This is a genomic window from Rhodococcus sp. SGAir0479, assembly GCF_005484805.1.
In the GTDB taxonomy this organism is placed as follows: domain Bacteria; phylum Actinomycetota; class Actinomycetes; order Mycobacteriales; family Mycobacteriaceae; genus Prescottella.
In genome coordinates this window covers 4440796-4465750 of record NZ_CP039432.1, presented here as the reverse complement: position 1 = coordinate 4465750, position 24955 = coordinate 4440796, and the positions used below count along the sequence as shown (strand labels likewise).

24 protein-coding genes and 2 pseudogenes are annotated in these 24955 nt (G+C 68.8%); 15 read left to right on the top strand and 11 right to left on the bottom strand.

Going from position 1 to position 24955, the window contains the following annotated elements:
• The first annotated feature begins 71 nt into the window (after positions 1-71).
• Together E7742_RS20640 and E7742_RS20635 are read left to right on the top strand one after the other, a co-directional pair.
• Positions 72-2681 (top strand): LuxR C-terminal-related transcriptional regulator, encoded by a 2610-nt coding sequence (locus E7742_RS20640; RefSeq protein ID WP_254699087.1) that lies wholly within the window; start codon positions 72-74, stop codon positions 2679-2681.
• Positions 2682-2807: 126 nt separating this feature from the next.
• Positions 2808-3041 carry a hypothetical protein gene (locus tag E7742_RS20635; RefSeq protein ID WP_137800647.1) on the top strand — a complete coding sequence of 78 codons (234 nt, stop codon included), beginning with the start codon at positions 2808-2810 and terminating at the stop codon, positions 3039-3041.
• Positions 3042-3043: 2 nt separating this feature from the next.
• On the opposite strand, the gene E7742_RS20630 is transcribed toward E7742_RS20635, so the two are convergent.
• Entirely contained in the window at positions 3044-4747 is a 1704-nt protein-coding gene (locus tag E7742_RS20630) for a SulP family inorganic anion transporter (RefSeq protein WP_137800646.1), read from the bottom strand.
• Positions 4748-4781: 34 nt separating this feature from the next.
• Entirely contained in the window at positions 4782-5159 is a 378-nt protein-coding gene (locus E7742_RS20625) for a hypothetical protein (protein WP_137800645.1), read from the bottom strand.
• Between the two features lie 231 nt (positions 5160-5390).
• Here E7742_RS20625 and leuA point away from each other — a divergent pair, with 231 nt between their 5' ends.
• Together leuA and E7742_RS20615 are read left to right on the top strand one after the other, a co-directional pair.
• Positions 5391-7199, top strand: coding sequence for a 2-isopropylmalate synthase (gene leuA / locus E7742_RS20620; RefSeq protein WP_137800644.1), 1809 nt, complete (start codon positions 5391-5393; stop codon positions 7197-7199).
• A gap of 124 nt (positions 7200-7323) precedes the next feature.
• On the top strand, positions 7324-7866 hold the full coding sequence (locus E7742_RS20615; protein WP_137800643.1) for a TspO/MBR family protein: 543 nt from the start codon (positions 7324-7326) through the stop codon (positions 7864-7866).
• Positions 7867-7901: 35 nt separating this feature from the next.
• On the opposite strand, the gene E7742_RS20610 is transcribed toward E7742_RS20615, so the two are convergent.
• Entirely contained in the window at positions 7902-8867 is a 966-nt protein-coding gene (locus E7742_RS20610) for a tellurite resistance/C4-dicarboxylate transporter family protein (protein ID WP_137800642.1), read from the bottom strand.
• A gap of 108 nt (positions 8868-8975) precedes the next feature.
• Here E7742_RS20610 and E7742_RS20605 point away from each other — a divergent pair, with 108 nt between their 5' ends.
• Genes E7742_RS20605 through narI form a run of 4 tightly spaced genes read left to right on the top strand, consistent with a single transcriptional unit; the run spans position 8976 to position 15707 of the window.
• Positions 8976-12695, top strand: coding sequence for a nitrate reductase subunit alpha (locus E7742_RS20605; protein WP_137800641.1), 3720 nt, complete (start codon positions 8976-8978; stop codon positions 12693-12695).
• Positions 12695-14362: a nitrate reductase subunit beta gene (gene narH, locus E7742_RS20600; RefSeq protein ID WP_137800640.1), complete on the top strand. Its 1668-nt coding sequence runs from the start codon at positions 12695-12697 to the stop codon at positions 14360-14362. Before E7742_RS20605 ends, narH begins: the two co-directional genes overlap by 1 nt.
• Positions 14359-14964 carry a nitrate reductase molybdenum cofactor assembly chaperone gene (narJ, locus tag E7742_RS20595; protein ID WP_137800639.1) on the top strand — a complete coding sequence of 202 codons (606 nt, stop codon included), beginning with the start codon at positions 14359-14361 and terminating at the stop codon, positions 14962-14964. The genes narH and narJ overlap by 4 nt, the downstream gene beginning before the upstream one ends.
• Positions 14961-15707, top strand: coding sequence for a respiratory nitrate reductase subunit gamma (narI, locus tag E7742_RS20590; protein WP_302660124.1), 747 nt, complete (start codon positions 14961-14963; stop codon positions 15705-15707). Before narJ ends, narI begins: the two co-directional genes overlap by 4 nt.
• Before the next feature lie 4 nt (positions 15708-15711).
• On the opposite strand, the gene E7742_RS20585 is transcribed toward narI, so the two are convergent.
• From E7742_RS20585 to E7742_RS20580, 3 genes are all read right to left on the bottom strand, one after another.
• Positions 15712-16032, bottom strand: coding sequence for a DUF1269 domain-containing protein (locus E7742_RS20585; protein WP_217497566.1), 321 nt, complete (start codon positions 16030-16032; stop codon positions 15712-15714).
• A gap of 18 nt (positions 16033-16050) precedes the next feature.
• Positions 16051-16200, bottom strand: a complete 150-nt coding sequence (locus E7742_RS23375; protein ID WP_217497512.1) for a hypothetical protein — start codon at positions 16198-16200, stop codon at positions 16051-16053.
• Positions 16201-16525: 325 nt separating this feature from the next.
• On the bottom strand, positions 16526-17518 hold the full coding sequence (locus E7742_RS20580; protein ID WP_137800638.1) for a GlxA family transcriptional regulator: 993 nt from the start codon (positions 17516-17518) through the stop codon (positions 16526-16528).
• Between the two features lie 137 nt (positions 17519-17655).
• On the opposite strand from E7742_RS20580, the gene E7742_RS20575 reads away from it, so the two are divergent.
• The 4 genes and pseudogenes from E7742_RS20575 (at position 17656) to E7742_RS23815 (ending at position 19097) form a co-directional block, all read left to right on the top strand.
• On the top strand, positions 17656-18294 hold the full coding sequence (locus tag E7742_RS20575; protein ID WP_137800637.1) for an isochorismatase family protein: 639 nt from the start codon (positions 17656-17658) through the stop codon (positions 18292-18294).
• A 68-nt stretch (positions 18295-18362) separates the two neighbouring features.
• Positions 18363-18686 (top strand): annotated as a pseudogene (locus E7742_RS23825) (hypothetical protein); the annotation flags it as partial.
• Positions 18601-18798, top strand: a pseudogene (locus E7742_RS23820) (recombinase family protein); the annotation flags it as partial. The pseudogenes E7742_RS23825 and E7742_RS23820, both read left to right, overlap by 86 nt.
• 113 nt (positions 18799-18911) lie before the next feature.
• A complete protein-coding gene (locus E7742_RS23815; protein ID WP_368076973.1) occupies positions 18912-19097 on the top strand; it encodes a hypothetical protein in 186 nt (61 codons plus the stop codon).
• Positions 19098-19252: 155 nt separating this feature from the next.
• Here E7742_RS23815 and E7742_RS20565 read toward each other — a convergent pair whose 3' ends face one another.
• From E7742_RS20565 to E7742_RS20555, 3 genes are all read right to left on the bottom strand, one after another.
• Complete coding sequence (locus E7742_RS20565) at positions 19253-19765, bottom strand: hypothetical protein (RefSeq protein ID WP_137800636.1); 513 nt, start codon at positions 19763-19765, stop codon at positions 19253-19255.
• Positions 19766-19866: 101 nt separating this feature from the next.
• Complete coding sequence (locus E7742_RS23810; protein ID WP_368076972.1) at positions 19867-20127, bottom strand: WhiB family transcriptional regulator; 261 nt, start codon at positions 20125-20127, stop codon at positions 19867-19869.
• Positions 20128-20188: 61 nt separating this feature from the next.
• Complete coding sequence (locus E7742_RS20555; RefSeq protein ID WP_137800634.1) at positions 20189-20593, bottom strand: hypothetical protein; 405 nt, start codon at positions 20591-20593, stop codon at positions 20189-20191.
• Positions 20594-20809: 216 nt separating this feature from the next.
• Between E7742_RS20555 and E7742_RS20550 the strand changes: the two genes are divergently transcribed.
• The 3 genes from E7742_RS20550 (at position 20810) to E7742_RS20540 (ending at position 23235) form a co-directional block, all read left to right on the top strand.
• A complete protein-coding gene (locus E7742_RS20550; RefSeq protein WP_137800633.1) occupies positions 20810-21190 on the top strand; it encodes an SHOCT domain-containing protein in 381 nt (126 codons plus the stop codon).
• Positions 21191-21290: 100 nt separating this feature from the next.
• Positions 21291-22529, top strand: coding sequence for a MurT ligase domain-containing protein (locus E7742_RS20545; protein ID WP_441346932.1), 1239 nt, complete (start codon positions 21291-21293; stop codon positions 22527-22529).
• Complete coding sequence (locus tag E7742_RS20540; protein ID WP_137800631.1) at positions 22522-23235, top strand: type 1 glutamine amidotransferase; 714 nt, start codon at positions 22522-22524, stop codon at positions 23233-23235. Before E7742_RS20545 ends, E7742_RS20540 begins: the two co-directional genes overlap by 8 nt.
• An 18-nt stretch (positions 23236-23253) precedes the next feature.
• On the opposite strand, the gene E7742_RS20535 is transcribed toward E7742_RS20540, so the two are convergent.
• Both E7742_RS20535 and E7742_RS20530 read right to left on the bottom strand, forming a co-directional pair.
• Positions 23254-23694 carry a flavin reductase family protein gene (locus E7742_RS20535; protein WP_137801326.1) on the bottom strand — a complete coding sequence of 147 codons (441 nt, stop codon included), beginning with the start codon at positions 23692-23694 and terminating at the stop codon, positions 23254-23256.
• A gap of 336 nt (positions 23695-24030) precedes the next feature.
• Entirely contained in the window at positions 24031-24933 is a 903-nt protein-coding gene (locus tag E7742_RS20530) for an oxygenase MpaB family protein (RefSeq protein WP_137800630.1), read from the bottom strand.
• Positions 24934-24955 lie beyond the last annotated feature (22 nt).

Below are 24955 nucleotides of genomic sequence, written 5' to 3'. Positions count from 1 at the left end.
TAGACTTTCCCCGCTGCAGGCGGTTCGTCCTTTTGTCCGGATATGAACTCGTTGTGTGGGAGGCATGTCGGGTGTCCATCGCGCAAGACGGGAGATTCGCTGCGGGCGTCGAGATTCCGACGTTGCGCAGCGACCGTGTCGTGCACCGCCGACGTCTCTGCGATGCCCTCGACCGTGCGCTCGGCCAGCCGGACGAACAGTCGTCGGTCGTACTGATCTGCGCCCCAGCGGGATCCGGCAAGTCGACACTGCTGGCGGACTGGGCGCGTCGGGTGATCGACGAGCCGGGCCGCCCGCTGGTCGCGTGGGCCGCGCTCGACGACGTCCACAACTCAGCCGCGGACCTGCGCGCGGAGCTCGTCCGCGCGGTCACCGCCATCGCCCCCCGCGAGCTCCACACCGGAGACGAACCGGACTCCGATAATTCACGGGCACAGCAACTTCCGTTCCCCGAACTGCTGCACCGGCTCGACCGACCGGTGTGGTTGATCCTCGACGACGCCCACCTTCTTCACGAACCGGACGCCCTGTCGGAGTTGGAGATGCTGCTCCGGGCACCGCCGGCACAACTTCGTGTGGTGGTGTGCGGGCGTTTCGAACCCCCACTGGCGTTCCAGAAACTTCGACTCGACGGCCGGATCCTCGACGTGACGTTCGACGACCTCGCCTTCACCGCCGCAGAAGCGGCGGCCCTGCTGGCCGAGCACGGTGTCGAACTGGACGCGGCCGACCTGTCGGCGCTCATGGAGCGGACCGAGGGTTGGGCCGCGGGCCTCCGACTCGCCGGAATGTCACTTGCGGGCAACGCCGACGCGCGCGCGATGATCGAGAACTTCACGGGATGCCGCCGCGCGGTCGCCGACTACCTGATCGAGCAGGTACTGTCCGGCCAGAGCGACGAGGTCCGACAGTTCCTGGTGAAGACGTCCGTCCCTGCCACGTTCTCGGCAGCCCTCGCCGAGGAACTGACCGGCTGCGCCGACGCCCACGCGATCATCGATCTGCTCGAACACCGGAACTTCCTGATCACTCGGGTCGAGACCACCCCCGCGTTGTTCCGCTACCACCCACTGCTGCGCAGTTACCTGCGCGCCGAGATCAGCCTCCTCGGCCGGCGTGCAGTCGCCGACCTCGAGCACGTGACGGCGCGCTGGTACGCCAGGTTCGGCGACGCGCTGCTGTCCCTCGAGCACGCCGTGACGGCCGGCGACGTGGCCGACGTCGAAACCGTGTTGTCCGAATCCGGTCTCGGACTCGTCCTCGACGGGCACGGTGACGCGGTCGAGAGACTGGTCGCCGAAGCGCCACGCACCATCCGCGACCGGCCGACCACCCGTCTCGTTCGTGCCGCCGCCTATCTGCACGGCGACAACCCCACGGTCGCCGAGGCTCTGCTCGCGTCGATCGACGGTCGGCCGCCGCTCCCCGGGATCGACGGTCGGGCACGCGTGCTCGTGGACGCGCTCCGCCTGCAGTACGCCGTGCACTCCGGGGATCCGGCACGGCTGCACGCGCTCTCCCCGGGATCGGACGAGGTCGCATCGGGCGACCACCTGCTGGATGCGTTCGTGGCGCTGCAACGCGGTCGCGTCCGACTGCACGTCGGCGAACTCGAGTCCGCCGCGGAAACCCTGCAGCGCGCACACGCCCACGCCCGGGAGAGCGATTCGGCACCACTGCTCACACAGACGTCGACCGCCCTGGGAGTGGTCGCACTGTGCCGCGGCCGGATCGGCGAAGCCGGCACCTGGGCCGCCGAGAGCCGATCGGCGGCGATCGTCGCCGTCTCGCCCGACGCGACGGACGCCCGCCGGACCGCGCTGCTCGAAGCCCTGTGTCACTACCTCCGCAACGACACCGCGCGCGCGGCCGAACTCGTCGGCGCAGCCGACGACACGTCCTCCGAAAGCGTCATGGCCCGAGCACTGTTCGGGATCGACACCGCCCCGGACCGCCGCGCGGCCGTCGCCGCGCTGCACGCGGCCACCGTGTCGGGCAGGCCGGCGGCACACCCGCCCGGATTGCTCGCGGCCTGTCTGCCGTCCATCCACTTCGCGTACCTGCACATCGGAGAGACGACGTGGGCCCACGAGCTGGTCGCCACCGCGACGCGCGTTCTCGAGCGAACCGGTGACGTCCTCCTGCTCGAGGCCGTCCTGCATCTGTGCGCGAACCAGCTCGAGCGCGCCCGGAGTGTTCTGCATCCGGTGCTCGAGGGCGAGATCGCGTGCGCGGCGGCCACCAACACCGTGACCGCCTGGCTCGTCGAAGCCGAACTGGCCGGGCGCCGGGCGCACGAGGCCCGAGCTCACGAGGCGCTGGGCGAGGCGCTGCGTCTCGCCGAACCCGAGGGCGTGCTTCGTCCGTTCCACGACATGACGTCGGCCAGCCTGGACCTGCTGTCCGCGAACCGAGGACGCTTCGGACCCCGCGACAGCTTCGCCGCCACGGTGTGGGCGTCGCTGCCGCGCACGGCCGCCACCACTGCCGAGAAGCTGACACGGCGCGAGCTGCAACTGCTCGCCGAGTTGCCCACGTGGCGCACCGCGGACGAGATCGCGGCCGATCTGTGCGTGTCCGTCAACACCGTCAAGACCCATCTGCGCGGCATCTACCGCAAGCTCGGTGTGACCACCCGCCGCGACGCGGTCACGGCGGCACACACGCACGGTCTGCTGTGAGACTCGGATTCACCATCGACGGGTGAGGACCGCTGCCGCCTCGGGCGGCATCCTCGACTGATCGGAGGCGAGGTCCCGAACGGCGGCGATCGGCCCGGGTGGTGCGACCGGCAGAGGGGAGATGTCATGGCCACTTCGGACTCGGCCTGGCCCGCCACCGTGCGCTATGCGTTCCTGATCGGCGGCGAACTGTCCGAGCGCGTCGTGGCCGCCTTCCCCGAACTCCGCGTGTCGGAGACGGCGCACGCCCACACGACGCTCTACGGGCCGGTCCGCAGCCCCACCGAGCTACGGGGCATGCTCGCCCGCTTCGACGCACTCGGCCTCACGGTCGTCGAGATGCGGCGGCTCCCGGACTGAGCTCAACCGCCGGCGCGCTCGGTGACCCGGACACGCCTGCGCTCCGCGGCACCGAAAGCGCGTCGCGTCGATTCACCGATCGTCTCCGTCGCCGGGAAGACCTCCAGCGCCAGCCCCAGCCCGGCCAGCCGCTCCTCGCCCCAGTCGTCGGCGGCCTGCGCACCGATGCCGCTCAGGTAGAGACGCCCGTTCTCCGCATCGAGTCGGCGGGCGTAGTCGCGGATCACCGAGAAGAACGTGGCGCCGAAGGTCGTCCGCCCGCGGAGCCGCAGGATCACCTCGGCGTTCGTCGCGTCGGCAGGATCCGGGAGACGTGCCTGCAGGGTGCGCGCGCCCGCGTAGAACAAGCTGCCGTAGACGTCGAGGACGAGCACCTGCCCGGCAGTGAGCCGGCGTGGCGCCGGCCGCTCCCGCAGCGTGCCGTTGTCGCCGGGGACCAGCTCGACCACCGACAGGTCCACCGCCTCCTGGTTGAGCTGCAGCAACAACGAGAGCGCGACGCCGATGCCGACCGCGGCCGCCACGGGAAGCAGCAGCGTGGCAACGAAAGTCGTCACGACGGCGATCTGCGAGGTAGGTCCGGTCCGAAGGATCTCGAGAATCTGTCGCGGGCGGATCGAGCCGACGGCCGCGACGATCAGCACCGCGGCCAGCGTCGGCATCGGAACCTTGCCGACCACACCGGCGAGGACGACCAGGATCACCAGCATCCAGATCCCCGACCACACGGCGCCCCACCGCCCTCGCGCACCCGAGGTGGCGTTGAGGGCGGTCTGCCCCACCGAGCCGCCCACCGGCATGCCGCCGAAGAGCGCCGCGCCGACGTTGCCGACACCCTGCGCGGAGAAATCGACGTCCGAGTCCGAGCGACTGCCGTCCAGGTTGGGCGCGGATTCCGCGACACCGGCCCCCTGCACCAGCACGATCACCGCGACGGCGAGCGCCCCGCTCAGCAACTCGAACGAGAGCAGGCCCGGGTCCGGCAGCACGGGCAGCGGCAGCCCGGTGGGGATCGCACCGACGTCGGAAACCCGGGCGACACCGTCCCAGCCGAACCCGATCACCACTGCACCGGGCACCACCAGCGCCAGCAACGAACCGAACAACGCCAGCCGGGTGCGGGCCGCGAGCACCAGCACCAGCAGCGCCGTCACCCCGGTGACCAACGCACGCCAGTCGACGCCGGACGGGTTGGCGACTACGTCGAAGAACTTGGTCACCGCGACCGAGCCGCCGGCGTCCGCCCCCGCGAGATCGGGCACCTGACCCAGGACGATGTTCACGGCGATCCCGGTCAGGAAGCCCGTCATGACCGAATGCGAGACGAATCGGGTGAATCGGCCCAGGCGCAACAGGGCCGCCGCCACCATGATCGCCCCGGCGATCAGCGTCAGCAGCACGATCGCGCCGGACCGATCCGACTCCGGGACGTCGGCCACCGCCGATCCCGCTGCCAGCGCGGCCGCACTGGTCGTGGTGACCACCATCAGCTTGGTGCTGGTCTGCAACCCGCCGAACACGGGACCCGCGAAACTCGCGTACAGCCCGTGGACCGGGTTGACCCCGGCCAGCACTCCCGCCGCCATGCCGTCGGGGACGCTGCTGATCGCCCCGGGGATTCCGGCAATCAGGTCGTTCTTGAACGTGCGCCGCTCCGGGAGCCGGGAACGCACCCAGCTCCGCAGGGCGCCGACCACCCGAGCCATTGATGCAGTGTGGAGTGCCGGATTCGCCGCGTCCTCATTCGCCGCGGATGAGCTTGTTCCGGCCGACGAGGCGGATCGCGGCGTCGATGCGGTGGATGCGCGGGTCCTCGGCGGGGATCAGGAACGTCTCGTGCACCCGAGCCGTCACCAGCGTGCGCCCGAACAGGCCCGCGTCGAGGAGATAGTCGGCCACCACCTCGTCGCCGTCCACCCGGTAGGTCGCCTCGCGGATCGCGCGGACGACCCGGAACTGGGGTCCGCGCGAAAGGCTGCGGCGCAAGTGGTTTCCCGAGAAACCCGTCTTCAGCCCCATCTCACGGCGCGTGACGCCGGGCGCGTACGGGACCGAACCGCCGTCGTGGCTGACAAGGGCGGCGACGTAGGCGCGCGCCGCGTCGAGCTGTGCCGTCATGCGCACCAGTCGACCATGCCGACGACGCCCCGAGTGTGAATTTGCTCCCCACTCCCTGCCGAGCCGTCCGGGCACAGGGGTACAGTGCTTGCTATGCAGCGCGCGCTCCTTCTTGGGTGCCGCGGCGGGGTCTGATCCAGACTGGCCTCCCGTCGCGGGTCCTCTCGTGCGCCGGTCGCCTCAGCTGTCGGACTCTCTACAGTCCACACACCAACCTGGAGATCGATTCCCATGTCCCCCGCTGACGCCTTCACTTCCGGTTCGCGCACCATCACGCCGCCGTCCAAGCCGGCGCCCGCCGATCAGCCGAGCTGGAACACCCAGAAGAACTCGTCGATGCCGACGTTCCGCTACCGCCCCTACGGCGAAGAGGTCGAGACGGTGTCGCTGCCCGACCGCACCTGGCCGGACAAGGTCATCGACCGTGCCCCGCAGTGGTGCGCCGTGGACCTGCGCGACGGCAACCAGGCCCTGATCGATCCGATGAGCCCCGCCCGCAAGCGCCGCATGTTCGAGCTGCTGGTCCGGATGGGCTACAAGGAGATCGAGGTCGGCTTCCCGTCCGCCAGCCAGACGGACTTCGACTTCGTCCGCGAGATCATCGAGGACAACGCGATCCCCGACGACGTCACCATCCAGGTGCTGACGCAGTCGCGGCCGGAGCTGATCAAGCGCACGTTCGAGGCCTGCGCCGGCGCCAAGAACGTGATCGTGCACTTCTACAACTCCACCTCGATCCTGCAGCGCCGGGTCGTCTTCCGCGCCGACAAGGACGCGATCAAGAAGATCGCCACGGACGCCGCCGCGCTGGTACTGGAGGAGGCGCAGAACCACCCCGACACCAACTGGCGGTGGGAGTACTCGCCCGAGTCGTACACCGGCACCGAACTGTCGTACGCCAAGGAGGTGTGCGACGCCGTGGTCGAGACCCTGGGCGCCACCCCCGACAACCGGGTGATCATCAACCTGCCCGCCACCGTCGAGATGGCCACCCCCAACGTGTACGCCGACTCCATCGAGTGGATGCACCGCAACCTGGCGCAGCGCGAGAGCATCATCCTGTCGTTGCACCCGCACAACGACCGCGGCACCGGTGTCGCCGCTGCCGAGCTGGGTTACCAGGCCGGCGCCGACCGCATCGAGGGCTGCCTGTTCGGTAACGGTGAGCGCACCGGCAACGTGTGCCTGGTGACGCTGGGTCTGAACATGTTCACCCGCGGCGTCGACCCGCAGATCGACTTCTCGAACATCGACGAGGTCCGCCGCACCGTCGAGTACTGCAACCAGCTGCCGGTCCACGAGCGTCACCCGTACGGCGGCGACTTGGTCTACACCGCGTTCTCGGGCAGCCACCAGGACGCGATCAACAAGGGCCTGGACGCGATGAAGGTCGCGGCGGACGAGCAGGACTCGGACGTCGACGACATCGTCTGGGAGGTCCCCTACCTGCCGATCGACCCCAAGGACGTGGGCCGCACCTACGAGGCCGTCATCCGCGTCAACTCGCAGTCCGGTAAGGGCGGCGTCGCGTACATCATGAAGGCGGACCACGGCCTGCAGCTGCCGCGCCGCCTGCAGATCGAGTTCTCGCAGGCCGTCCAGAAGATCACCGACGGCGAGGGCGGCGAGGTCTCGCCGAAGGAGATGTGGGACGTCTTCTCGGAGGAGTACCTGTCTCCGGTCAGCCCGCTCGAGCGCATGCGCCAGAAGGTGACGGCGGCCGAGGAGGACGGCGGCACCGACTCGATCACCGCGGTGATCAAGGTGAACGGCAAGGAGCAGGAGATCTCCGGCGCCGGCAACGGCCCGCTGGCCGCGTTCGTCGACGCGCTGGGCACCATCGGCTTCGACGTCCGCGTGCTGGACTACTCCGAGCACGCGATGTCCGCCGGTGACGACGCTCAGGCCGCGGCCTACGTCGAGTGCTCGGTGACCCTGCCCGACGGCACCAACAAGGTCGTCTGGGGCGTCGGCATCGCCACCTCCATCACCACCGCGTCGCTGCGCGCCGTCGTCTCGGCGGTCAACCGGGCGCACTAGAGTTCGCAATTCCCGCGAAGGGGCCGCATCCGCCGGGATGCGGCCCCTTCGTCGTGCGGGGCGCCCGGCGATGTGGCACAACGGAGGGTGGACGGACACCGCACACGGCCACCGGGAGGTATTCATGACCGCATCCACCAGGCCGGAGGCACCCGGCCCGGTCGAGAGGCCCGACGGACCACGCCGCGGACGGCTGCTGACCGCGCTGGCGAAGACCGGCGCCGCGACTACCGCGGCGGCCGTGACCGGTTCTCTCGCGAGCAGCGGCGCGAACAGCCCGTGGTTCGTCCGGTTGCGCAAGCCCCGCTTCCAGCCGCCGGCAGCTGTCTTCCCGATCGTGTGGACGGCGCTGTACGCCGACATCGCCGCCACCTCCGCTCTCGCGGCGGAGCGGCTGGAGGCGACCGATCCGGAGCAGTCCACCGCCTACGCCCGGGCCCTCGCGGTGAACCTGGCACTCAACGCCGGCTGGAGTTGGGTGTTCTTCCGGGCGCACCGCCTCGCGGCGGCGCCGGTGGTGGCGGGCGCCCTCGCCGTGAGCAGCGCCGATCTCACACGCCGCACCGCACGGGTGCACCGCGGGGCCGGCTGGGCGCTGGCGCCGTACCCCGCGTGGTGTGCGTTCGCCACGGTGCTGTCGAGTGCGATCTGGTGGAAGAACCGCTAGACCGCGACCGCGCGTGAGGATCCACCGCCGGCCGGTCAGGCCGCCGCCCGGGACAGGTGCCGCCCCGACGCGAACAACAGGATCAGGCACACCACCACCGCCGGCCACACCAGGACCAGGCCGATCGGCCGCAGCCACCCGGCATCGGACGACACCGCAACGGTCATCGAGGCCGCGGACGTCATTCCCATCGGGAAGGTGGTGGACCAGCGGCGGACGTCGTAGCGCAGTCGCGGCCACCTGATCTCGCACGCCACCAGCACGGCGTACCCGGTCAGCGCCAGACAGACGATGGCGACGCCCGCGGACCGGACGGCGTGGTGCACCCCCTCCGCCCAGCCGGCCGAGACGACGGCAGGCGCGAGTTTGCCGGCCGCGAGTCCGCTGATCGCGAGCGCGCCCGCGAACACCCAGTGGTCACCGGCCCCCACCCGGAACTGGTCGAACGAGAACCGGACCAGTACCAGCAGATAGAAGCACAGACCCGCCAGGAACGCCGCGACGGCGGGCGCGACCAGCCAGGACGCCGGCGCCGATACCGCGAGCGACGCCGCCAGCACCGCCAGTCCCTGCGTGGCGACGCACAGCAGGAAGTGCACCCCCACGGTCGGTGACGTCCAGTGCCGGACGACGGCGGGCATGAGGATCAGCCAGGCGACGAACGCGAGCACCAGCGCCGACCAGCCGACCTGGTTCCAGTCCAGGAGCACGCAGCGGGCGCCGAGCACACACGTGGCGGCCACCCCGGTGAGGGCCGGCGGGGTGTCGGCCTCGTCGGCCCAGCGGCCGCGGTCGTCGAACAGCCGGGACAGGAAGACCGCGACCAGCAGCAACCAGATCGCCCCGCCGACGCCCAGCCAGAACAGCGACAACCACTCGACGTCCGCGAGGTGCAGCGCCACCGAGACGATGCCGGTGGACATGGCCGCCGCGCCGGCACCCGCCGGGACGGCGGTGAGCACGCGGCCGGCACCCATCCTCACGCCGCGGCCGTCGGACATGTCCCCATGATGACGCAGTCCGCTTCCACCAGGACGGGTTTCGGTGTTTCGACGAGTTCCACTGCGAGTCCGCGTTCCATGCGCCATCCTCGGTGAAGGGAGGCAGCCATGTCGCGTGCAACCGAGGACCCTGCTCGCTCCGCCCCGACACCACCGGCGCCGATCGAAGGGCCGTTCGGTGCCGCGCTGGTCGAGACGGGGCGCTTCTTCACTCGCTCCACCGTGTCCGCGGACCTGCGCGCGGTGTACCGCACGGGCGGTCGCGAGGGCGACGCCTTCTATCGGGACCGGTGGAGTCACGACAAGGTGGTCCGCTCCACGCACGGGGTCAACTGCACCGGGTCGTGCTCGTGGAAGGTGTACGTCAAGGACGGCGTCATCACGTGGGAGACCCAGGCGACGGACTATCCGTCCGTCGGCCCGGACCGTCCCGAGTACGAGCCGCGCGGGTGCCCGCGCGGCGCGGCCTTCTCCTGGTACACCTACTCGCCCACCCGCGTGCGCTATCCGTACGTGCGCGGACTGCTGCTGGAGATGTTCCAGGAGGCCCGCGAACGTCTGGGTGACCCCGTCCTCGCCTGGTCGGACGTCGTCGGCGATCCCGAGCGCCGCGCCCGGTATCAGCGGGCTCGGGGGAAGGGCGGGCTGGTGCGGGCGTCGTGGGACGACGCGGTGGAGATGATCGCCGCCGCGCACGTGCACACGATCGCGACGTACGGTCCGGACCGGGTCGCCGGCTTCTCCCCCATCCCGGCGTTCTCGATGGTGTCGTTCGCGGCCGGGTCGCGATTCATCGAACTGCTCGGCGGCGTGATGACGTCGTTCTACGACTGGTACGCCGACCTGCCGGTCGCGTCGCCGCAGGTGTTCGGTGACCAGACCGACGTCCCCGAGTCGGGTGACTGGTGGGACGCGGCGTACCTGATCATGTGGGGATCGAACGTGCCGGTGACGCGCACTCCCGACGCGCACTGGATGGCCGAGGCACGCTACCGCGGGCAGAAGGTCGTGGTGGTCTCGCCGGACTACGCCGACGCCACCAAGTTCGCCGACGCGTGGCTGCCCGCCCAGCCCGGCACCGACGGTGCGCTCGCGATGGCGATGGGCCACGTGATCCTGCAGGAGAACTACGTGGACCGCCGGGTGCCGTTCTTCGCCGACTTCGCGACGCGCTACACCGACCTGCCGTTCCTGGTGACGCTCACCGAGCGCGACGGCGCTTACGTGCCGGGGCGGTTCCTGCGGTCCTCCGACCTGGGCGACACCGGCGAGGGCGCCGAGTGGAAGACCGTCCTGCTCGACGCCGCCACCGGCGCCCCCGTCGTCCCGCCCGGCAGCGTCGGTTTCCGCTACACCGATTCCGGTGTGGGCCAGTGGAATCTGGACCTGGGCGACACGACACCGGCACTGAGTGTGCGTGACGCCGCGGGCGAAGACGGCGCCGTCGAACTCCTCCTGCCCCGCTTCGACATCGGCGAGCGCGGCGCGGTGATGCGACGCGGAGTACCGGTCCGCGAGGTCGGCGGGCACCTGGTGACCACGGCGCTGGACCTGATGCTCGCGCAGTACGGGGTGCACCGAACCGGGCTACCCGGCACGTGGCCACGCGGATTCGACGACCCCGAGCAGCCGTACACCCCGGCGTGGCAGGAACCGCTCACGTCGGTGCCGGCAGAGGCCGTGACCCGTATCGCCCGCGAATTCGCCCATTCCGCAGCACGATCCGGTGGCCGCTCGATGATCATCATGGGTGCGGGCATCTGCCAGTGGTTCCACGGGGACGCGACGTACCGGGCCGTGCTGGCACTGCTGATGCTCACCGGCAGCATGGGCCGCAACGGCGGCGGGTGGGCCCACTACGTGGGGCAGGAGAAGGTCCGGCCGATCACGGGCTGGGCGACGATGGCCATGGCCACGGACTGGTCGCGGCCGCCGCGGCAGGCGATCGGCACCGGCTTCTGGTACATGCACACCGACCAGTGGCGCTACGACGGCTACCGCGCCGACGCGCTCACCTCCCCCCTCGCCGAGGGCCGGCTCGCGGGCATGCACACCGCCGACACCATGGCGCTGTCCACCCGCTTGGGGTGGATGCCGTCGTACCCGCAGTTCGACCGCAACCCCCTCGACCTGGCCGACGACATCGCCCGTTCCGGGGCCGACCCCGGCTCGTACGTCGTCGACGAACTACGCAGCGGGAGGCTGAAGTTCGCGGTCGAGGACCCGGATGCGGAGGAGAACTGGCCACGCGTGCTGACGTTGTGGCGAGCGAACCTGTTGGGGTCGTCGGCGAAGGGCAACGAGTACTTCCTCGAACACCTCCTCGGCGCCGGGTCGAGCCTGCGCGCCGCGGAGACCCCGCCCGAGTCACGGCCGACGTCGGTGCGATGGCGCGACGAGGCGCCCCGCGGCAAGCTGGATCTGCTGGTGTCACTGGACTTCCGGATGACCAGTTCGACGCTGCTGTCGGACGTCGTGCTGCCCGCGGCGACGTGGTACGAGAAATACGACCTGTCGAGCACCGACATGCACCCGTTCGTGCACGCGTTCACCCCCGCCGTCGATCCACCGTGGCAGGCGCGCAGCGACTTCGACGCCTTCACCGCGATCGCCCGCCGGTTCGGTGAACTCGCGCAGCGCCATCTCGGTACCCGCCGCGACGTGGTGGCCACTCCGCTGGGCCACGACACCCCCGCGGAGACCGGCCAACCGTTCGGGGAGGTCCGTGACTGGCGGGCGGGCGACACGGCGCCGGTCCCCGGCCGGACCATGCCGAATTTCGCGGTCGTCGAGCGCGACTACGCGGCGATCGCGGACAAGATGGCCAGCCTCGGCCCGCTGGCGGAACAGGCCGGGCTGAGCACCAAAGGCGTGACGTTCCACCCGGACGCGGAGGTCGAGGACCTGGCCCACCGGTGCGGGGTGATGTCGAGCGGTGCCGGGGCCGGGCGCCCCGCGATGGACACCGACGCGAAGATGGCCGAGGCGATCCTGGCGCTGTCCGGCACGACCAACGGGCGGCTCGCGCTCACCGGGTTCGAGGACCTGTCCCGTCGGGTCGGTCGACCACTGGGCCATCTGGCGGCCGGCAACGAGGAACGCCGGATCCGGTTCGCCGACACCCAGGCCCAGCCCGTGCCGACGCTGGCCAGCCCCGAATGGTCCGGCAGCGAGGCCGGCGGCCGGCGGTACGCGCCGTTCAGCATCAACGTCGAGGACCTCAAACCGTGGCACACACTCACCGGCCGGATGCACTTCGTCCTGGACCACGAGTGGATACGCGAATTCGGCGAGGTGCTACCGATCTACCGTCCCCCCCTGGACATCAGCCGCCTGTTCGGGGAGACGCGACTGGGAGACCGGGACGGGAAGGCGTTGTCGGTGCGCTACCTGACGCCGCACTCGAAGTGGTCGATCCACTCCGAGTACCAGGACAACCTGCTGATGCTCTCGCTCTCGCGCGGCGGACCCAACGTGTGGATGAACGTCGACGACGCCGCGGCGATCGGGGTGGCCGACAACGAGTGGGTGGAGGCCGTCAATCGCAACGGCGTCCTGGTCGCCCGCGCCGTCGTCACGCATCGCATGCCGCCGGGAACGGTGTTCGTGCACCACGTGCAGGAGCGTCTGGTGAACGTGCCCAGGTCGGAGACCGACGGCCGGCGCGGTGGCATCCACAATTCACTCACCCGGGTGCTGGTGAAACCGACCCATCTCATCGGCGGGTACGCACAGCTGTCGTTCTCCTGGAACTACTTTGGGCCCACCGGAAATCAACGCGACGAGGTCACCGTGATCCGCCGCCGCAGCCAGGAGGTGCAGTACTGATGCAGGTGGCAGCGCAGGTCGCGATGGTGATGAACCTCGACAAGTGCATCGGATGCCACACGTGCTCGGTGACGTGCAAGCAGACGTGGACCAACCGCAGCGGCACCGAGTACGTGTGGTTCAACAACGTGGAAACGCGGCCGGGACAGGGTTACCCCCGCAAGTACGAGAACCAGGACCTGTGGAAGGGCGGGTGGACGCTGAACCGGCGGGGCCGGCTCACGCTGCGCGCCGGTGGCCGCGTGAAGAAGCTGCTGTCGATCTTCGCGAACCCGCTGCTGCCCGACATCCGTGATTACTACGAGCCGTGGACGTACGACTACGACACGCTCACCTCCGCGCCGCTCGGGGACGACTTTCCGGTGGCGCAACCGATCTCGTTGCTGTCCGGTAAGCCCACCCCGGTCACGTGGAGCGCCAACTGGGACGACGACCTCGGCGGCACCGCCGCCACCGACGCGCACGACCCGATCCTCGAGCAGATGCGGCGCGACGCGACCGACGCGGTGAAACTCGAGTACGAGAAGACGTTCATGTTCTTCCTCCCGCGGATCTGCGAGCACTGCCTCAACCCGTCGTGTGTGGCGTCGTGCCCGTCCGGGGCGATGTACAAGCGCGCGGAGGACGGGATCGTGCTGGTGGACCAGGACCAGTGCCGGGGCTGGCGCATGTGCGTGACCGGATGTCCTTACAAGAAGGTCTATTTCAATCACCGCACGGGCAAGGCCGAGAAGTGCACGTTCTGTTATCCGCGGGTGGAGGTGGGACTGCCCACGGTGTGCTCGGAGACCTGTGTGGGCAGGCTGCGGTACATCGGGGTGGTGCTGTACGACCTCGACCGGGTGGGCGAGGTGGCGTCGACGCCCGACGAGCGGGAGCTGTACGACGCACAGCGCGGCCTGTTGCTCGACCCGGAGGATCCTCAGGTGATCGAGGGCGCTCGCGCGGCCGGCATCCCCGACGACTGGATGGACGCGGCGCGCCGCTCCCCCGTGTATGCGCTCATCGAGAAGTACCGGGTGGCCCTGCCCCTGCATCCGGAGTTCCGCACGCTGCCCATGGTCTGGTACGTACCGCCGCTGTCCCCGGTCGTGGACGTGCTGAGCCGGACCGGGCACGACGGCGAGGACCTCGACAACCTCTTCGGGGCGATCGACACGCTGCGTATCCCGATCGAGTACCTGGCCGGGTTGTTCACCGCGGGCGACCCGGAACCGGTGACCGCGGTGCTGCACCGGCTGGCGGCGATGCGGTCGTACATGCGCGATCTCAATCTGGCCGACGAGCCGGACGAGTCGATCGCGACGGCAGTCGGAATGACCGCGGAGCAGGTGTACGAGATGTACCGACTCCTCGCGATCGCGAAGTACGAGGAGCGCTACGTCATTCCGACCGCGCATGCCGAACAGGCGCACCAGCTCGAGGAACTCGGTTGCAGTCTCGACTTCGAGGGCGGCCCCGGCATGCTGGACAGCGGACCGTTCGGCGAGGCGTCGGGGCGCCCGGTCCCGGTCGCGGTGGAGACCTTCCACGCGCTGCGGCACCGCCAGTCGGCGGACTCGGTGGCCGACCCGCGGGATCGTGCGGCGCGGGTCAATCTGCTCAACTGGGACGGCAAGGGTGTCGTCGACGGCATGTTCCCGGACCGCAACGGGGACCGCTCGTGAAGGCCGCGCAGCTGCGCGTGGTCGATCAGGCCGCGTCGCTGCTGCTCGACTATCCCACCCCCGCGCTGGTGGCCCGCCTGCCGGTGCTCGCGGGCGCGCTCGCCGAACTACCGGCCGGCACCGCGCGGTCCGATCTCACCGGCTTCGTCGAACACGTCGGTAGCCGACCGCTCCCGGAGCTCGCGCGCCACTACGTCGAGACTTTCGATCTGCGCCGCAAGAGTTGTCTGTACCTGACGTACTACGCCGACGGCGACACCCGGCGCCGGGGCGTGACGCTGGTCCGCCTCAAGCAGTACTACCGGCGCGCCGGGGTGGAGTTCGCGGCGGCCGACCTGCCGGACTTCCTGCCGGTGGTGCTCGAGTTCGGGGCGGCGACCGGGGACCGCTCGCTGCTGGGCCGGCACGTGCTGGGTCTGCAGCTGATCCGGCTCGGCCTCGTCGAGGCCGGCAGTCCGTACCGAGCGGTGCTCGACGCACTGTTGTCGACGCTGCCGGGGCCGACGGCCGACGACCGCGAGGCCGTCCTCGCGCTGGCCCGCAACGGACCGCCGCAGGAAGAGGTGGGCCTGGAACCGTTTCCGACCGGAGGTGCCCCGTGACCGGCAACCCGACCGACAGCAGTATCGCCGACATCCTCCTGTGGGCCGTGCTGCCCTACGTGATGGTGGCGGTCTTCGTGACCGGGATCGCCTGGCGCTACCGGTACGACCAGTTCGGGTGGACCACCCGGTCGTCGGAGTTGTACGAGTCCCGACTCCTGCGCATCGGCAGCCCGTTGTTCCACTTCGGTCTGGTGTTCGTCGCCGCCGGTCACGTGTTGGGGTTGGTGATCCCCGACGAGTGGACCGCCGCGCTCGGGGTCACCGAGACCCGCTACCACTACGTGGCGTACGTCCTCGGCGGGCTGGCCGGCTTCTGTACCCTCGTCGGCATCGGAATCCTGTTGTACCGCAGACGTACCCGCGGACCGGTGTTCATGGCGACGACCCGCAACGACAAGATGATGTACCTGGTGCTGCTCGCCACCATCTGCGCCGGGCTGTGGACCACCGTCGCCGCGAACTCGTTCCACGAGGGCTACGACTACCGCGAGACGGTGGGGCCGTGGTTCCGGAGCCTGTTCGTGTTCCAGCCGGAGATCCACCTCATCGCGTCCGCTCCGCTCACCTACCAGGTGCACGCGCTCATCGGCATCGTGTTGTTCATCCTGTGGCCGTTCACCCGCCTGGTCCACGCCTTCAGCGCCCCGGTCAAGTACCTGTTCCGCCCCTACATCGTGTACCGCAGCCGGGACCCCGAGGGTTCGCCGCGCACCGAGGTGCCCGGCCGCGGATGGCGGTGATCGATCAGTCGGCGAACACCTCCCGCAGGCGGGCTTCCTCCTCGTGCGACAGGTTGGTGGAGATCAATTCGGCGTGCTGACCCTGGAACTCCTCGTGGATGCGGTCGAGGGTCTCGTCGGAGGTCAGCACGAACAGCGCCGAGCTGCCGGGAGTGATCTGGTCCTCCAGTCGCTTGATGAAGTCGTCGTCGATCCCGACGTCGGTCAGGGCGCCGGTCAATGCCCCCACAGCGGCACCCACCGCTGCGCCGATGAGCGGGACGAAGAACAGGATGCCGAACAGCAGCCCCCAGAACGTGCCGCCGAGGGCACCCGCCCCGGCCAGGTTCGTGAGTTGACGGGTCTACGGCTTCTTCCGCCCCTCCGGCCAACTCACCACGGCGGCGTCGTGGACGCTGATCAACGCCTGCTTCTGCAGGTCCTCGAGTGTGTCGATCGCGGTCTCGGCGCCGGTCGGGGTCGCGAACTTCCAGACGGTCAGTGCTCCAGCCATGGTGTGCTCCTTGCCTGTTCGGTGACGGCCGAGTTCGGCCTCGTCCGCACCGTACGAGCGAACCCGCCCCGGGCCTCACACTCCTTCGAGACGCATGGAGCCGCCGGATGCCAGGCCGTTCGGCGTATGCATTCCAAACCGAATCAGCGGTAACCGCGACCATGTCAGACTGCACTGGACGATTGAGCTGCGATCAACGTCGCTGGTTCAGCTTTGATCTTCGATCGCTGGCTCCGCCCGGGGGTCAGCCAGGACATGTTGCCCAGGACTTGGCGCCCTATTGTCTTTCCTCGGAACAGCTGCGGGGCGGCACCTGCTGTTCGGGTCAGTCTCGCGGGCCGAGCGTTGGTGTCGTGGCGGTGGTGTTGACGCGTTTGTCGGCGAATTGCCGCCGGTACGCGGTGGGTGAGGTGGCGAATGCTGCGGCGAAACGCTGCCGGAAGGTGACGCTGCTCCCGAAGCCGCATTTCCCGGCGATGGTATCGACACTCCAGTCGGTTGTTTCGAGGAGGGCCCGTGCTTGTTGCAGGCGGTGTTCGAGGATCCAGCGTGCCGGGGTCGTTCCGGTGGATTGGTGAAAATGGCGGACGAAGCTGCGTCTACTCATTTGTGCCTGATCGGCGAGCCGGTCGATGGTGAGCGGCTCGTCGAGATGGGTGAGTGCCCATTCCTGGACTTCGGCCATCGTGGTGTCGGATGTCGGCTGAGCCAGGGGGCGGTCGATGTATTGTGCCTGTCCTCCTTCCCGGTGCGGTGCGACGACCAGGCTGCGGGCAATCCGAGTAGCGACGGCGGACCCGAGGTGTCTGCGCACCAAGTGGAGGCAGGCGTCGATCGCCGAGGCCGTTCCCGCGGAGGTAAGGACGTCACCGTGATCGATGTAGAGCACCGAGGAGTCGACCTCGCTGCCGATGCTGCGTTCAGCAAGCAGTGGCATCACCTCCCAGTGCGTGACCGCGGATCGTCCTGCGAGCAGGCCGGTGTCGGCGAGCGCGAATGCACCAAGGCAGAGCCCGGCAATGACGGCCCCGCGGGCATGCGCGGCCGTAATCATGTTCTTCAACATGTCGTCGACCGGGTTGAGGGACTGCGGCCAGGAAGGGAAGACGATGATGTCGGCCCACTCGAGGGTCGCCGGCCCTGCAACCTCGCCGATCGAGTATCCCTCGATCGTGCGAATGGCGCCTTCTCGATCGGACCACAGCCGTGTCTGCCAGTCGGGGGCGAGGCCAAGGCGGCCCACCTCGCCGAACACCATCAACGGTGCCGCCAGGTGAAACATGGTGATGTCGTCGAACGCGTAGACCGCGATCCGCATGATGCCTCCGAGGTTGGCCTGTTTTCATCGAAAGTATGCATTCATGCCACTCGTGGAGGGAATCGATGTGCCGAACACTGGTACCCAGCCGCGTCCGCACGGTGACGCGGCGCCCCCATCGTTGAAGGAGAGAAGTTGTGACTACACCCCACCGCGCCCTTGTCGTCGTCGATGTCCAGCAGGAATACTTCGAGGGACCACTCGAGATCCAGTTTCCCCCGCGCGCGGAGTCCCTAGCCAACATCGTCAACGCGGTGGACACGGCCACCGCGCGTGGCATCCCGGTTCTCGTGGTCCAGCATCAGATGCCGCAGGGCGCGCCCGTGTTCGTCGAGGGCACCGTGGGATGGTCGCTGCATCCGGAGATCGAACGATGCATCGATCCGGCCACTAAGCGGGTGCACAAGCAGTACGGGAGTGTGTTCGCCGGAACAGATGTGGCGCGATGGCTCCACAGGCACGACGTCGACACCATCACGATCGTCGGATACATGACCAACAATTGCGACCTCGCCACGGCAGTGGAGGCCGAGGGGCTTGGGTTCGCCACCGAAATCCTGTCCGACGCCACGGGTGCCATCGATCTGGCCAATGAGGCCGGCACGATCTCCGCGGAGTCCTTGCACACGGCACTGATGGTGCTGCTGCAGTCGAACTTCGCTGCGGTGTCGACGACCGCGCAGTGGATCGAAGCGCTGACGGCGGGTTCGACGCTGCCGAAGAGCAACCTGGTGCAATCGGCCATCGATGGACGCTCGACGGCCACCCTCGCCTGACGACAGCAACACAGGGTGATCATCGGGCGCTTCCTGCCGCTTCCCGTGGTTGTCGAAGTTCGTTGGTCATGCGGACAACCCGCTACGTAGTGGCGCAATTGCCTGACCCCGCGTCTACGGCCCGGGTCGCGGAGGTTCGGAGGTTCCACGGTCGGAAACGACCGTGGAACCAGGGGCAGAGTATGGGCTATGGCAGGAAGTCAAGGAACACACCGGCCAGGAACGTCGAGATGCGGGTGCTTCGCGGATCTGGACCGACGTCGCGAGCGGTGCGACGACGAGTCGACCGGAACTCGACAGCTTGTTTTGCATCTGCGGGCCGGCGAGACGGTTGCGTGTGGCGGCTCGACCGACTGGGGCGGAATCTGCCGCACTTGCTGCAGACGATCACCGGCCTCGAGGAGAAGGGGTGTCGGCTTCCGATCGCTGACCGAGTCGATCGACACCACCACTGCCGGCGGCAAGCTCATCTTCAACATCTTCGGCGCGCTCGCGAGCTTCGAGCGCGACCTGATCCGGGAGCGGACGGCGGCCGGGCTCGCTGCAGCCCGCGCCCGGGGCAAGGTCGGCGGCCGCCCCCGGAAGATGACCGACCCCGAATCGAGCAGGCCCGAAAGATGCGTGAGGGTGGCATGTCCCAGACCGAGATCGCCGAGACCCTCGGCGTCGGGCGCACCACCCTCTCAGTACCTCGGACCACAGAAGAGCAAAGGAAGCGGCGATCAATGAGTGACGAGAGACAGAGCTTCATGCGCTCCGACATAGTGTCGATCTATGCGATGGATCCTCACCGGCGCAGGTAGCGCCGCGGGCTGCGCTGTGTGTCGTGGCGTGGTTGACAGTGTCGCCGACTGCGCTGTGCCGCGACAGAAGTCCAGTACCTGCAGTCCCTCAGTTTCAGCTGTCAGAACCACGCCACTTACAGCTGAAGATCACAGACATAGGGGATGCCCTGGCGTCACGGTTTGTTCGACCTGCGTCGTCGGACCGCTAGGGCGATGAGCCAGACCGCGCCGCCTGTCGCGGCAAGCATCCACCACCGTGCGGTACCGACGTCGTCGATACCGACACTGTCGCGGTGTGGGTCGGGCGCGTGTGGCGCGCCGTAGACGGTCACTGCTGCTTCGCGCGTCCGGTCGTTGGACGATTCCGTTGTCGCCGAGCAACTGTTCACCGACCATGGTGCACCCTGGGTGTCGTATGTGGAGGTAAAGACCAGATACTCTGAGCCGATCTCGAAGCCTCGCCCGCACGCGGCGTCATGCACGCTCGAGGAGACCGTTGTCGTGGTTCCGATGTCGCCGTCGAACACTTCTCGGACGTCGAACTCATAAAATGCCGTCTGGCCTGCGACGCGCTCAGCCGTCGCAGTCCCCGTGAAGATGGAAGCAGCATGCGAGATCTGTTCGACGATCTGGGACCCGTCAGGTGGGTACGCGCAGGAACAGGCGAATGCGGTTGTGGGCGTCAAGATCTGCACCGCCCCCGCTAGCCCCATGACCGCGAGTACCGACAACAACCACCGCACAATGCCCCCTGATCGTTGACTCGGCCGACGAGCCCGGTCCGATGCTATGCGTTCCCGGAACCGTTTCCCGAACGCCTGCCACACTCAACTATCAGAAGGGCGCCATCTGACACTGAAGGCCACAGCTGTAGAGCTTGCCGCCGCATTCGTAAGCGTTCGGTGGGTGTGGGCCCGCCCCCGATTCCGAACCTCTGCGGTTTACGTAGGGCGTGATCTCGGCACGGTGCGCGTACCGGGCGGGTCATGCAGATGTTCATGGCCTGCGCTGATTTCGTTCTCTCCGGGGCTCGGGAAAGAACAGATATGGACTCTTCGGGTGAACGTTCGGTACATCCCGGTCGACCGGGACGAACACGACGGCGGGGCTCAGTCGTCCACGTGCACGTCCCGCGGCAGTTCGTCCGGGAAGCGGTAGTCGCATCCGAGGTCGTCGGTGGACTCGGTGCCCCACTCGTCGCGGAACCACGCGACGCACGCGTCGGCGATCAACCGGACATCGCGGGTGAACAGATAGCCGTCGGTGCAGTCCGCGAAGTGGTCGTCGAAGAACCAGCGGTCCAGGACCAGTCCCTCCGGGGAGAAGCTGCGCAGCGCCAACTGGTCGAGAAAGGTCCGTGACCGCCGGAGCATCACGACGTCGTCCTCGAGCACCACGATCTGGGCGCACACCACTTCGTCGAAATCGTCACGGGTGCGGTACCCGTTGGGTCCCATCTCCAGCATGAAGGCCACGGGCTTGTCGCTCAGGGACTCGACCAGCCAATCGGCCATCGCCGGCCACGACACCCCTGATGATCGCGCATGTTCGGTCACCGTTCTCCCCCTTCTCGGTCACCACCACCGGCAAACCTACCGGTCGGCTCCGACGTCGGTCCGGGCCCTCCGGCGGGGCGTGGAATTCACCCGTCCCGTATGACCTGACGGGCCCGTCCGCTGTGTCACAGTCGGGTCCACTCCCGCAGAACCACGAGGAACGGAGCGCTACCGATGGACTCTTTCTGGGATTTTCTCTGGGTGATTCTCGTCAGCTTCGCGTTCATCGCGTACCTGATGCTGCTGTTCTCGATCATCACGGACCTCTTCCGTGACCACAAGAGTTCCGGCTGGGCCAAGGCGATCTGGGTGGTCTTCCTCATCATCTTCCCGTTCATCACGGCGCTGATCTACCTCATCGTCAAGGGTGACGACATGGCGAAGCGCTCGGTCCGCGCCGCGCAACAGATGCAGGACGCGCAGGACGCCTACATCCGTCAGGTCGCCGGCAAGTCCGGTCCGGAGCAGATCGCGGACGCCAAGGCACTTCTCGACGCCGGCACCATCACCCCGCAGGAGTTCGAGGCCCTCAAGTCCAAGGCACTCGCCGGCTGACCGCGGCGCCGGCGCTCCACCCGGGACGTGGTGACCGCAACACCCGAGGGCGTCGGGCAGCCGCCTGTGGAAAACTCGGGACGTGGAAACCAGCACTCGGATGACACTGCGCGGACGCCTCGCGCTCCGCGCGGCGGCCGCGGCGGCGTGGGCGTCGCAGAAGGCCGGTCGCGGCAAGGGCTCGATGATCGGCGGCCTGATCGCCCTCAAGATCGACCCGTCGCTGATGCAGCAACTCGGCCGCGGACGGCGCACGGTCGTCATCACCGGCACCAACGGCAAGTCCACCACCACCCGGATGACCGCGGCGGCGCTGGCCACCCTCGACGAGGTCGCCACGCAGGCGGACGGCGCCAACATGGACGCGGGCATCGTCGCGGCGCTCACCGCCCGCGTGCACGCGCCGCTGGCCGCCCTCGAGGTGGACGAGCTGCATGTGCCGCACGTGTCCGACGCGGTGAACCCGGAGGTCGTTGTCCTGCTCAACCTGAGCCGCGACCAGCTGGACCGGGTGGGCGAGATCAACATGATCGAGCGGGCGCTGCGGGCCGGTCTCCAGCGTCACCCGGACGCGATCGTGGTCGCCAACTGCGACGACGTGCTCGTCACGTCCGTCGCCTACGACTGCAAGAACGTCGTGTGGGTGGCCGCGGGCGGCGGCTGGGCCAACGATTCGGTGAGCTGCCCACGCACCGGTGAGCCGATCGTGTGGGACGGCCCGCACTGGCGCAGCACCGGCTCGGACTTCGCGCGTCCCACCCCGGACTGGTGGCTGGACGACGACAACCTCTACGGCCCGGACGGGCTCGTGCTCCCCATGAAGCTGACGCTGCCGGGCAAGGCGAACCGTGGCAACGCCGCGCAGGCCGTGGCCGCGGCGGTCGCGATGGGAGCGAAGGCCGAGGACGCGGTGGCGGCGGCGTCGATCGTCGAGGAGGTGGCCGGCCGGTACAGCACCGTGCAGGTGGGTCCGCACTCGGTGCACATGCTGCTCGCCAAGAACCCGGCCGGCTGGCAGGAAGCGCTGTCGATGATCGACCCCAGCGTCGACGGCCTGGTCATCGCCGTCAACGGCCAGGTGCCCGACGGCGAGGATCTGTCGTGGCTGTGGGACGTGCGCTTCGAGCACTTCGAGGGCGTCAAGGTGGTGGCCGCGGGCGAACGCGGGACCGACCTGGCCGTCCGGCTCACGTACGCGGGTGTCGAGCACACGCTCGAGCACGACGCCCTGCGGGCGATCGCGTCGTGCCCGCCCGGCCGGGTCGAGGTACTGGCGAACTACACGGCCTTCCGTGACCTGAACACCGCGATCGCGAAGGAGAACAGCCGCGATGTCTGAGTCCACGGTCCGCATCGGCCTCGTCCTGCCCGACGTCATGGGCACCTACGGTGACGGTGGCAACGCGCTGGTTCTGCGCCAGCGGCTGCGCATGCGCGGCTACGACGCCGAGGTCGTCGAGATCACCCTGAACGATCCGGTGCCGGAGTCGCTCGATCTGTACACCCTCGGGGGCGCCGAGGACTCCGCACAGCGGCTGGCCACGCGCCACCTCACCCGGTATCCGGGATTGCAGCGGGCCGCCGAACGGGGCGCCCCCGTCCTCGCGATCTGCGCGGCGATCCAGGTGCTCGGGCACTGGTACGAGACGTCGGCCGGCGAGCGCGTCGAGGGCGTCTCCATGCTCGACGCCACCACCTCCCCGCAGGCGAAACGGTCCATCGGGGAGGTCGTCACGACGCCCCTGATCGACGGTCTCGCCGCTCCACTCTCGGGTTTCGAGAACCACCGCGGCGGAACGACTCTCGGCCCCGATGCCGGCGCAGTCGGCCGGGTGACGCGCGGCGTCGGCAACGGCATCGGCGACGGACTCGAGGGCGCCGTGCAGGGGTCGGTCATCGGCACCTACATGCACGGCCCCGTGCTGGCACGCAACCCGGAACTGGCCGACCTGCTGCTGAAGCGGGCACTCGGCGTCGACTCGCTCCCACCCCTCGATCTGCCGGAGGTCGACCTGCTGCGCCGGGAGCGGTTGCGGGCCCGCTGAGACCGCGCCCGGCCGGTCTCAGGCCTCGTGGCCGGCCTCGAGGTGGCGGACGGCGCCGAAGGTGACCAGACTCGGCGGATCCGCGTCCATGTGCCCGATGTCGGGCTCGATCAGGAACGCGACGTGGTCGCCGAGGGGAAGCCGTTCGAGGATGCGTCCGCCGAACCAGCCGGGCGCGTCGTCCAGCACCGGGAGGCCGTCGGGTCCGTCGTGCCACGCGCACCGGTCGAACTTGTCGATCTCGTCGCCGGTTTCCTCGCCGAACAACCGGGCCAGCTCGAGATCGCGGCGACCGAGGACGTGCACCACCAGCCGCTCGGCTTCCCGGGCGACCTGATAGGTGTGGTTCTTCTCCGAGAGCCCCACCAGGAAGCGCGGGGGGTCGATGCTGATCTGGGAGGTGAACCCGACGAGGCACCCGGACCGTTCCGCGCCCGCTCGGGTGGTGACGACGAACATCGGATAGTCGAGGAGTCCGACGAGCTGCTCGAAGGCTTCGGCACCGTCGGTGCCGTCGGATCGGGAAGCGGAGTTGGTGGCCACGTCTTCCTTGCTACCGGACGAGCTGCCGCGGCGCTCGGCGACACCCGTGAGAGCCGACAAGGCCCCGAACAGGGGTGTGGCCGGGAATGCTCTCACATCCTCGGCCGCATCTCTGTTTCACGAGCCTTTCACCGTCTCCGATTACTCACTCGATCCGCACTACTGAAACTACGCGCGCGACCCACCCACGGCAATGCCTCCGGCAGGACTTTCCCGAGTTGTGACGGTCCACCGGTCACTGTCACTCGGTCGTTACACGAGCGGGCGTCCGCTCCGGATCCGCCACTGCAGATCGCGCATGAGAACCCGGCTCGGCAGGTGGCGGACGAAACGGGGCAGCAGGCGGTTGACGCCCGCGACGAACAGGAAGAGGTGTTCGAAGCGGCGGCGGTCGTCGGCGCTCCACTCCATGCCCAGTTGCTCCCGGAACAGCGGCGGCAGGAATCCTGCCGTGAGGAACTTCAGCAGGTCCCCGAAGGCGAACCGCAGCGGCCACGACACCATGCGCAGGTCGATCAGGTCGTTCAGGTAGTCGCGGACCGTGTCGTCGATCGCGACCCGCTCGCACGCGATGTTCCAGTAGCGGTCGAACTCGGCCCGGGTCGCCGGCCACATGTCCTCGGTGACCTGGAGGGTGGTGCCGAGCGTGGACGACGACCGGTAGAACTCCTCCGCCTGTTCGGGCGTGAGCTTGCCGTGCAGCAGTTGGTGGGTGTCCTCGAACCCGACGAACAGACAGGCCGCCACCCACAGCTGCAGTTCTCGGTCGAAGGCGTTGTACGTCACCGGGCTGTTCTCGTCGGAACGGACGTACTTGTGCGCACCGTTGACGGCCGCCCGGTACGCGCGGCGCTGCTCCTCGGAGCCCAGGATCGCCACCGACAAGTACGTGAACGTGGTGCGGGCACGCTTCCACGGATGCCTGACGACGCTGCCGGACTCGACCTTGCTCTCGGCGACGCCGTGGCCGACCTCGGGCCACGACAGTTGCATCACCACGTTCGCGGCGCCGCCGGCGAACGACCAGAAGTCGAGTGCGTCGGTGATCCGTGCGGGCCGGCCACCGCGGCGCGCCCCGGTGGCAATCGGAATTCGGGTGCGTTCGTCGGTCAGTCGCGGTTGCGACCCCGCGAGGTCGAGATACTTGTCGGACACGGCGGCTCCTCCCGTCGACACC

Excerpts from the sequence above, each read along its gene's own strand:
- E7742_RS20625 (WP_137800645.1), bottom strand. The coding sequence starts at position 5,159 with ATGACGGCACAGCTCGACGCGGCGCGCGCCTACGTCGCCGCCCTTGTC.
- E7742_RS20635 (WP_137800647.1), top strand. The coding sequence starts at position 2,808 with ATGGCCACTTCGGACTCGGCCTGGCCCGCCACCGTGCGCTATGCGTTC.
- E7742_RS20630 (WP_137800646.1), bottom strand. The coding sequence starts at position 4,747 with ATGGCTCGGGTGGTCGGCGCCCTGCGGAGCTGGGTGCGTTCCCGGCTC.
- E7742_RS20610 (WP_137800642.1), bottom strand. The coding sequence starts at position 8,867 with ATGTCCGACGGCCGCGGCGTGAGGATGGGTGCCGGCCGCGTGCTCACC.
- leuA (WP_137800644.1), top strand. The coding sequence starts at position 5,391 with ATGTCCCCCGCTGACGCCTTCACTTCCGGTTCGCGCACCATCACGCCG.
- E7742_RS20540 (WP_137800631.1), top strand. The coding sequence starts at position 22,522 with ATGTCTGAGTCCACGGTCCGCATCGGCCTCGTCCTGCCCGACGTCATG.
- E7742_RS20535 (WP_137801326.1), bottom strand. The coding sequence starts at position 23,694 with ATGTTCGTCGTCACCACCCGAGCGGGCGCGGAACGGTCCGGGTGCCTC.
- E7742_RS20580 (WP_137800638.1), bottom strand. The coding sequence starts at position 17,518 with ATGCGGATCGCGGTCTACGCGTTCGACGACATCACCATGTTTCACCTG.
- E7742_RS20555 (WP_137800634.1), bottom strand. The coding sequence starts at position 20,593 with ATGGCCGATTGGCTGGTCGAGTCCCTGAGCGACAAGCCCGTGGCCTTC.
- E7742_RS23815 (WP_368076973.1), top strand. The coding sequence starts at position 18,912 with ATGCGTGAGGGTGGCATGTCCCAGACCGAGATCGCCGAGACCCTCGGC.
- E7742_RS20550 (WP_137800633.1), top strand. The coding sequence starts at position 20,810 with ATGGACTCTTTCTGGGATTTTCTCTGGGTGATTCTCGTCAGCTTCGCG.
- E7742_RS23375 (WP_217497512.1), bottom strand. The coding sequence starts at position 16,200 with ATGGCTGGAGCACTGACCGTCTGGAAGTTCGCGACCCCGACCGGCGCC.
- E7742_RS20605 (WP_137800641.1), top strand. The coding sequence starts at position 8,976 with ATGTCGCGTGCAACCGAGGACCCTGCTCGCTCCGCCCCGACACCACCG.
- E7742_RS20615 (WP_137800643.1), top strand. The coding sequence starts at position 7,324 with ATGACCGCATCCACCAGGCCGGAGGCACCCGGCCCGGTCGAGAGGCCC.
- narH (WP_137800640.1), top strand. The coding sequence starts at position 12,695 with ATGCAGGTGGCAGCGCAGGTCGCGATGGTGATGAACCTCGACAAGTGC.
- E7742_RS20545 (WP_441346932.1), top strand. The coding sequence starts at position 21,291 with ATGACACTGCGCGGACGCCTCGCGCTCCGCGCGGCGGCCGCGGCGGCG.